An 8,861-nucleotide genomic window follows, 5' to 3' on the forward strand; every position below is an offset into this window, starting at 1 on the left:
GACAAATATGCATAAGACGATATTTTCAGGAGAGAAGACACAGAAGATTAGTTTTAAAGAGCCAAGTCAGGTAAATAGATTTAGTGATAATCTGGAACTTCAAAATACAGACATTAATTTTGCAACTCCGCTCTATTCATTGACGCTGAATCAGGATACCGTATTGATTCACACAGATTTGTTAAAGATTAATGAGTTCCTGAATCTGAACGGACATAAACTGGCAACTACAGGAAAAACAGAGTGCGGCAATGTAGCCGAAAATGGTGGAACATTAGAAGAAAATCCGAAATTTGGACATAATTATTATAATCAATTGAAACCGGCTGATTTAAAAGATCATGATATTAAATATGCGGATGAAGCGTGGGTATGTACAAGCTGTGGAAAAATATTTACGGATGCAGAAGGAATTGTGGAATATGATCCAGATCCATGCAAAGACGGACATACAATCGTGATTGATCAGGGAAAAGCGGCAACCTGCACTACCGACGGACTTACAGAAGGCAAGCATTGCAGCGTCTGCAAAACCGTTCTTGTACCACAGGAAGTAATTCCTGCAAGTCATAATTGGGAAGAAGATTTCACAATTGACAAAGAACCAAGCTGCACAACGGAAGGAAGAAAATCTATCCATTGCAAGAAATGTGGCGAAACAAAGGATGAGCAGGTTATTCCGGCAACAGGTCATGATTTTACCGAATGGGAGACGATTGAAGAAACCAGTTGCACAAAAGAAGGAATTACACAGCGCCGGTGTAAAATTTGTGGCTTCACAGAGACGAAAAAACTGGATAAAAAGGCGCATGAATGGGGAACAGAATATACGGTAGATCAGCCGGCAACATTTGCAGCAGATGGAAGTAAGTCTATCCACTGTAAGAATTGTGAAACGATTTCAGAAGCAATCGCAATTCCAAGGATAAACTCTGTAAAAATTTCGGCAACGGCTTATACTTATTCAGGTGGAGTAAAAACACCGCCTGTAACAGTAAAAGATGCGAACGGAAATGCATTGCACAACAAAACAGATTATATAGTGCAATATGCATCCGGCAGAAAAAATGTAGGAACATATAAAGTAATTGTAACTTTAAAAGATAATTACAGTGGTAAAAAGACGTTATCATTTACCATTAATCCGAAAGGCACCGCTATAAGCAGTTTAAGTAAATCGAAAAAAGCATTTACTGCAAAATGGAAGAAGCAGAGTGCACAGACATCCGGTTACCAGTTACTCTATTCTACAAATAGTAAGTTCAAATCCCGAAATAAGTATGTCACAGTCAGCAGTTATAAAACAACTTCGAAAACTATTAAAAAGCTGGCGGCAAAGAAGAAATATTATGTGAAAATCCGTACTTATAAGAGTGTTTCCGGTAAAAAATATTATTCCGGATGGTCGGCAGCAAAAACAGTAGTGACGAAATAAGAGCAGAAAGGATAAAGCACATTATGAACAAGCTGGTGATATTTGACGCTGCTAGCAACGAAATCGGGATGATACTTCAAAAAGTAATAGAAAAATCATACGTAAAGGGATATATTTGAACATAGGAATGAAAAAGAAAAAAGAATCAAGTGAACAGTTGAATATCGTCATATTTCTGCTGCTTGTGATTGCCGCATTGGTCTGTCGCTGGCTGGGGAAGATGAGCGCCGGTCGCATTTTCTTTGGCACACTTCGGACGGTGATCTACATCGGCTTATATATCGGGTGGGCGATCAGCATTCATAAGAGAGTCATTCAAAAATCAGTGAGAAATACATTGCTGTTAGTCGCAGGTCTGATGGTATTTTGGTTTGTTGTACGTACGACAAAATATTTCTTCACCTATGATCTGCAGATCTCGCGCTACCTTTGGTATTGCTACTACATACCAATGCTGTTTATTCCGCTGACTGCATTGCAGGCGGCATTTCTTCTTGGTCAGCCGGAAGAATACAGGCTGCCGGGGTGGCTGAAAGGATTATGCATTCCGACGGGGATTCTTAGTATATTTGTGCTGACGAATGATCTTCACCAGCTTGTCTTTGCCTTCCCGGAAGGAGCGGCATGGTCGGATAGCAATTATACATATGGATGGGGCTATTATGCAGTGATTTTGTGGGAAATTGTCTGTGCATTGATCGGCTTCCTTTTGATGCTCTATAAATGCAGACATTCCCGAAAGAAGAAATATTTACCGCTGATCGGAATCAGTGCAACTGTACTTTACGCAGTCATTTACGTAAGCGGTGTGGAATGGATGAAGAAAATAGGTGGAGACATTACCGCAGTTTTATGTTTATTTTTTGTGGGCATACTGGAAAGCTGTGTACGTTGCGGATTGATCCAGACAAATACAGGGTATGAGCGGCTGTTTGAAGTCTGCACATTGGGAGCCCAGATTACAGATCAGGACTATAATGTCTGCTACACATCCTCCAATGCAATGCCTTTATCTAAGAAAATAATGAAGGAAGCGATGGAGAAAGAAGTCGTGATCGATAAGAAGACACTGATACAGAACCGGGATATCCTGGGCGGTCATGTCCTCTGGCAGGAAGATATCGAAGACATCATCCAGCTTCTTGAGAGACTGGAAGAAAACAGAAAGACAATCGAAGAAAGTAACTGTATTGAGCAGGAAAATTATCAGACAAAGGCAGCCATCAATATGCTGCGTGAGAAGAATCGCTTATTTGACAAGCTACAGACACAGACCGCAAAACAGATCGATCTGTTAAATGACCTGCTCCACCACTATGACGAGGAAGAAAATCAGGAGAAAAGCCGTAGGCTTTTAGCGAAGATCAGTCTTGTCGGAACGTATATAAAAAGACGCGGAAATCTGGAATTTATCGAAGAGAGATCAAAAATATCCGATGCCGCCGAACTGGAAGCCTGCATAGAAGAATCTTTTTCCAGCTTGCGATTGATGGACATCGACTGTGCCTGTTCGTTCCCAACCGGTGAGGAGATTTATGTAAGTGACGCTGTGTCGATGTATCAGTTTTTTGAAACAGTGGTGGAAAAATGCGTGGACACATGCGATTCTCTGTGGATAAAGCTTCGAAGCCAGGGAGAAAAGCTTCTCTTCTGTATGGAAATAGAAAGCAAGATGGATCTTACCATTTTTTCGAAAATGGTGCAGTCCTGTACATGTGAAGATGGGATATGGCGTTTTACATTTGCCGTGGAAAAGGCAGGTGAACCGTAATGCAGACATTTTTAATGATCGTTATTTTATTAAGTCTCGTAGTGAATATGATTCTGTTGTTTGCTTTTCAAAATATGAAGCTGGATGATCGAAAATGGTATATCAACATTGCACTTTTTGTGTTTTTATTTCTGCTTTTAAATGCGTTGGCCTATTCATTCGAGGCGGACCATGGAGGAGAAATATATTTGCAAATGCCATCCGTTCCGATCGGAGTATGGTGGTGTGTTGTCGGTGTGATCGATGCGTTACTTATCTGGGAAGGACTTCGGCTGAAAAAGATGAGAACAGAAACTATCAGGCAAAATTCCATCAAAGAGGCGATGAACGTACTGCCGATCGGAATCTGTTATTTTATGGATGATGGAATGTTGAAGCTTTGCAATGAGCAGATGTATCGCCTTTTTCAGACGCTCACTCACAGAGATCTGCAAAAGCAAGAAGAATTAAAAGAAGCGCTTCAGCAATGTGAGCGCTACGGTGTGAGTCGGATCAACAACAAAGAAATCTACCTTTTCCCTGACGGGAAGGCATGGAGCTATCGGGAAAATGAAGTGACAGATCGAAAGGGAAAGGTATATACAGAAGCTATTTTTCTGGACATTACGAAACAATATGAGGAAAAAATAAATCTGACAAAGCAGACTGAAAAGTTAAAAGAAATATCAAAAGAACTCCGCTATCTGTCGGACAATGTATTGATCCTGACACGTGAGCGGGAAGTGCTTGCGGCAAAGACAAAGCTTCACGATCAGATGGGAGCCGGTCTTACTGCGATCCGCCAGAGTCTGACGCAGGAGAACGCAGATTATAAAGATGCGGTGCGCTTGCTTCGGCAGGCCGTAAATGCAATCTGGAATGACAACCAGTATCCGCTGGAAGAAGGCGATTTTGAAAGATTTCTGCAGGATGCAAAGACACTTGGCGTGGAGGTAGTGTGCGAGGGAACATTGCCGGAGTCAGAGGAACTGGCTAATATCTGCGTCCTTGCAATGCGCGAGTGTCTGACAAATGGCGTCTGCCATGCCGGTGCGACAAAGCTTTGGATCGAGATGCAGAATGAAAATCAGCAATGTCGCATCCGTATCACGAATAACGGAGAGACACCGGATAAAGAGATTGTTCCAAAAGGCGGATTGTATAATATTTCCAGACATGTATTTGACTATGGCGGAGAAATGCAGATACAGTCATTTCCGTATTTTGCATTGACGATTGCATTTCAAAAGGAGAGAGTATGAAACAGGTATTAATCGTTGAGGATCAGAGGATGCCTCGTGAAAATATGGAGAGAGTCATTTCAGAAAGTGACAATTATACGCTTTCTGCCAGCGTAAATGGGGCAGATGTTGCACTTGCCATATGCAGAAGACAGCGTATCGATCTTATATTGATGGATGTATGTACGTCCGGAAATAAAGACGGGATCGAAGCGGCAGCAGAGATAAAGGCAGAGCTTCCAAATATAAAAATCATTATCGTAACTTCTATGGTGGAAGTCGGATATTTGCAGCGGGCAAGAGAGGCGAAAGTAGACAGCTTCTGGTATAAGGATATCAGTCCGGAAAGGCTGATCGATGTTATGGATCGAACGATGGACGGAGAGCGTGTATTTCCGGATAAAACACCGAGTGTACAGTTGGGACTTGCCGACAGTTCGGAGCTTACAGCCAAGGAAATCGAAGTGTTACGCTATGTCTGCGATGGACTCGAATACAGTGAAATCGCAGAGCAGATGAACATCTCACTGCGGACAGTGAAATTTCACATCTCGAATATTTTGTCCAAAACAGGATATGCAAATAAGACGAGACTTGCAATCGCAGTGACAAATAAGAACTTCATCATACCGAGCAGTCAGGGAAAAAATCAATAATATTCCTTGTATGTTCAGATAATATTTATCTGATAGACAAAATTCTCAGTAAAAATAACGAAAACCTGTCCATGTGGACAGGTTTTATTTTTTGTCTCTCTGTTATAATCTATTATAAGAAAACTATGTCGTTTGAGGAGGTAAAGACCAGTAACTTAGTTGGAAAAGAAGAAGGAGGGATATGTTATGAGAAACTGGAAATCGGGACGAATATGTAACTATCTAATGAAAGGATTGTTGTTGTGCGCCCTGGTTGTAGGTGGCTGGTTCACTGCGGGTATTGGAGCGAAAGCGGAATCGCTTACTCACTCAGTGGAATTTAAATCTGAAGAATCACAAATAGTACAATTTAAGAGAGCAGATGGGCTTGAGCAGCATATTGAAGTAACGAATAATACACAGAGGCCGATGAAAGTAACATTTTCGCACAATGTTCCTATACGGAATTACCATACGGAATTAAGGATAGGCGGTCATGAAGTTGCTAGCCGTATGGCTACAGCAGTAAAGGATGCAAATGTACTATATTTATATCCGTGCCAGTGGGTAGAAAAGGCCTGTGAAGTGAAATTTACAACATCTGCACCAGCTTATACGGATATTACTATCAGCGCAGAATACATTGATCAAAAAATCGGATTCAAAGAAGACGAGATTGGTCTTACAAAAGATACAGCATATGAGATCCCGTTATCCGGACATCCGTACAGTCTTTATGAAGGTCTGACAGGAACGGGAACAGGAACAGATGAACGCTGGTACAAGTTTAATGTTGCAGACAGGGCAGTGATTGATCCAAGCTTCCATCTTGTTAACAAAGAAAGAGCAACTTATTTTGGACAGAATCGTACTTTCATTCGTGTCTATGACTCTAATGATAATCAAATTTATAGTGAAGCATCAGCGAAGTACTATGGAAAAGGGGCGTGGGAGCCTGGAGCAAAGGTATTAACGCGTGGAACATATTATGTATGCATATCTACTAGCAATGGTGCTTATTACCCGGCAATTTTTGATTTTAATCTGAATGGACATGACTATATTTCGGCTGAGAAGATTAAATGCTCTCATAAAGAAGTGAAAAAATCACAGTTAGGAAATATAAAGATTGTTGCTGAGACGGTACCTGCAAATTCCGATGACAAGATTGTAGAAGTATATGATCATATTTCCGGAAAGTCATGGAAGCACAACAGCAATAAAGTTACGCATAGTGAAGTTCCGGTATACAATATTAAAGCTGGTAGACAGAGCTGGCTTACATTCAAGACAAAGAATGGAAAAACCTATACAACGAATCTCTACGTACCGGCAGAGAAATTTAAAAAACCGAAAGTAATAGCTTACCATAATTATGCAAAAGTAACTGTAGGATCAGCAAAGATGATGGGTACAAATGCCAGAATTCAGATTTATAAAGGTGGCAAATGGACAACAGTAAAAACGGTAAACTATATGTACTGCCCAGATGCGATGAAAATAAAGAATTTGAAGCCGTTGACAACCTATAAGTTCCGCACACAGGTTTATGCGAATGGAACAACCGGTACACCGTCTGATGTAGTGACAGTAAAGACTGGATCTGCTGTGAAACCAGCTGTGAAGTCTATTAAGATCGTACAGAAGAAAAAGATAAAAGTAAATGGCTGGACATCTCCGGGACACTGGAGTGGAGGTTACTGGTATCCGCCGATTTATCACAAACCGTACACATGGACAAAATACAAAGTAAAAGTTACTTTGAAGAAGAAAGTTCCGAAAATCGGTGGTATGTGGATTGGTGATACATGGACAAAAGGCAATAAGACAAGCTACACTGTATGGCTGCCAAAGGGAGCACAGACAGGTAAGAAGCTGAATGTTTATATGAATACAGGATTAAGCAAGAGCAATGGTCAGGGACCGCAGATTAAAAAAGTGATCAAAGCGAAGTAACGCTTCCTAAAAACACCTGAAAAACAACAAAACCGCAAGTGGCGTAAGCTGCTTGCGGTTTTGTTGTTTTGTGACTTTTGGCTCCATTGCTACAATGAATAATTTCCTGCGAAATTGATTATATACTGTCCTTTAGGACGGGGTGAAAAAGAAATATATATGTTATACTTTATTTACAAATAATATATTGTGCTTGAATTATCAGACAAAATGGATGATTGTCTTCTGATGAGTGGAAAATCATCCTGAAAAGTATTATGCAAAGGAGGCGTAGATGATATGAAAACAAAAAGACAAGGACAGAGTAAATTATTTGTAGTGCTTGCAACACTTCTGGCGATTGTATTTTTTTCATTTGCCGGGGAGACAGATGTAAAAGCTGCTGAGGCGTATACACAAAATTATACACCGACGAGAAAGTCTCCGTTGAAAAAGATTGAATATATCAATCGTGGGGATAATACATTTGATATTAATGTAACGGTAGATTTGTCGGTATATTATCCAAATGATGTTTTGGGTATTCAAGAGTATGATTTAACTGCGTGGACGAATGGTACAAGCGGGAAAGAGTATGTTGCTTCACAATGTGGCAATATAGACGTAGGAAAATATGTGCATACTCATCAGATTAGGGGCGAACATCGGAAACATGTAAAACCAGGAGAAAAATTCTGGATTAAATATGAACTTTGCAAGGATGTTCAACTTGAGGAGTATGGTCCATATCGTGATTTTGAAGCAAGGGAATTGACAGCACCGACTATTAAAGGGCCGGAACAGACTGAGAATTTATTTAGCAAAGTAAACAGGTACACATGGAGTGTCAAGTCTTCAAATGGAAAAGAATATTCAGAAATCAATGCAGAGATGGAAGCAACAAAAGCACCTGGTCAGGGTGAATCCTTATGGGCATATAATAAGGATGACGGCATGATATATGGTAGGTCTTTTACCAACAAAATTAAAGCACTTGTATATCGTGATTTGGAGTCAAAAGAAATTGATATAACTGGTGAGAAGACAGGAATGGTTCTTGTAATTGCAAAAGATGCGGCATCGGCAAAAAAAGCAGGAGATGCAATTACATTAAAGGATAGTGATAGGGTTATATTTGATCAGGCTGCATATACTAAATCAGTAGCGGCGAAGGACTACAAGTTTCAAATGAGTTCTGATCGATATGATCAGCTTATCGGTTACATTGATGCGTCAAGTTATAGTTATGCTACGGCACATATCGTAGAAGTCTATAATTACTCAACAAAAAATGGAGAAGGATCACTTTTTAAAAGATATGTGATTAAAGGAAGTGATAATTATCAGAGAAGTTTTAAACTTACAGGATTAAAACCTGGCACGGCCAAGCATTATACAGTGCATCTTATACGAACAGATTCAAGTGGAACGGAATATGAATATATAGATAACCAATATTGGACATTGAAATCAGCAAGCTTTAAAACACCATCTGTTTCAGGTGTTAAATTTGCACCTAAAAAAGCAAAACTTATAATAAATGTACCGTCTACACAGGCGGGTAAAGGTCTTTCCACTATGTATGTATACAAAGGAAATAAGAAGATTAAAACAATTAAGAGTAATGGAAAAACAAGAATTACCTTTGTATATAGTGGAAGTAAAGCAAGTACTTCTTCTTATAAAGTAAAAGCGGTTTGCGCAAAGAATACAAAGATTACAAAGACCAGTAAGGCAAAGAAACCGGTTGCTAGTAAGTATAAGAGGCAAGGATGGATCAATCCGAATATAAATGCGATTACGCCATATGCAACAGCAACGTTTGTCAGACTGTCTAACGATTAGCAAAAATGTTATAATTAAAT

Annotated in this window: 5 protein-coding genes and 1 pseudogene; all 6 read left to right on the forward strand. The window is 39.9% G+C overall.

The window, feature by feature from the left end; genetic code table 11:
* Positions 1-1,435: pseudogene (locus tag DXC04_RS12730) on the forward strand (hypothetical protein); the annotation flags it as partial.
* 127 nt (positions 1,436-1,562) lie between these two features.
* On the forward strand, positions 1,563-3,206 hold the full coding sequence (locus DXC04_RS12735) for a histidine kinase N-terminal 7TM domain-containing protein (RefSeq protein ID WP_118661183.1): 1,644 nt from the start codon (positions 1,563-1,565) through the stop codon (positions 3,204-3,206).
* Entirely contained in the window at positions 3,206-4,447 is a 1,242-nt protein-coding gene (locus DXC04_RS12740; RefSeq protein WP_118661177.1) for a sensor histidine kinase, read from the forward strand. The genes DXC04_RS12735 and DXC04_RS12740 overlap by 1 nt, the downstream gene beginning before the upstream one ends.
* Positions 4,444-5,082 (forward strand): response regulator transcription factor, encoded by a 639-nt coding sequence (locus DXC04_RS12745; RefSeq protein WP_118520341.1) that lies wholly within the window; start codon positions 4,444-4,446, stop codon positions 5,080-5,082. Before DXC04_RS12740 ends, DXC04_RS12745 begins: the two co-directional genes overlap by 4 nt.
* 186 nt (positions 5,083-5,268) lie before the next feature.
* Positions 5,269-7,017 (forward strand): fibronectin type III domain-containing protein, encoded by a 1,749-nt coding sequence (locus tag DXC04_RS12750; RefSeq protein WP_118661178.1) that lies wholly within the window; start codon positions 5,269-5,271, stop codon positions 7,015-7,017.
* Between the two features lie 279 nt (positions 7,018-7,296).
* Positions 7,297-8,841, forward strand: a complete 1,545-nt coding sequence (locus DXC04_RS12755) for a hypothetical protein (RefSeq protein WP_118661179.1) — start codon at positions 7,297-7,299, stop codon at positions 8,839-8,841.
* Positions 8,842-8,861: the final 20 nt, after the last annotated feature.

The organism is Dorea sp. OM07-5 (assembly GCF_003481355.1).
Taxonomy (GTDB): Bacteria; Bacillota; Clostridia; order Lachnospirales; family Lachnospiraceae; genus Dorea_D; species Dorea_D hominis.